Raw genomic sequence first — 671 nt, forward strand, 5'->3', positions numbered from 1 at the left:
CTCGGCGCCGGCCGCGCGCAGCCACGGCGGCAGCAGCGGGCCGAGCGCGTCCCGGACCAGGCCGGGCCGGGGCAGGCCGGAGCCGAGCAGTTCGTCGCCGAGCACCAGCAGTTCCACCACCGGGGCGCGGCGGACGGCCAGCCGGTCGTGGCCGCAGGCGGCGGCCAGGCCGAGCACCGCCGGGCCGACCGGGGTGCCGGCCGGCAGCAGCACCTCGCCGCTCCGGCACTCCTGACCGCGCGGCCGGACGTCCTGGCCGGGGGTCAGCGCACCCGGGGTGCGGTGGGACAGCAGCGGTCCGCACCGCTCACCGTGCTCGCGGCGCAGCACCGCGGTGGCGCCGGGCGGCAGTTGGGCACCGGTGGCGATCTCGACGGCGGAGCCGTCGGCGAGCGGTCCGGCGGCGGGGCGACCGGCGAGCAGCCGGCCGGTCACCTGCCAGGGGCCGGGTCCGGCGACCGCCCAGCCGTCCATCGCCGAGGTGTCGAAGGCCGGCAGGTCGGTGAGCGCGGTGAGCGGCTCGGCGAGGGTGCGGCCGAGCGCGTCGTCCAGCGGCAGGTTCAGTGCCGGCAGCGCGGGGCGGCCGGCCCGGCGGGCGGCCTCCCGGGCCGCCGCCCAGCCGGCCGGGCGGACCGGGACCGGCACGGCGTGGTCCTCCATCGCCCTCACGG

Annotated in this window: 1 pseudogene; it reads right to left on the bottom strand. The window is 81.4% G+C overall.

The features are described 5' to 3' along the window. Positions 1-660 (bottom strand): annotated as a pseudogene (locus ABD308_RS08330) (MoeA family protein); the annotation flags it as partial. Positions 661-671 lie beyond the last annotated feature (11 nt).

Source organism: Kitasatospora putterlickiae (genome assembly GCF_039527695.1).
Classification (GTDB): Bacteria; Actinomycetota; Actinomycetes; order Streptomycetales; family Streptomycetaceae; genus Kitasatospora; species Kitasatospora putterlickiae.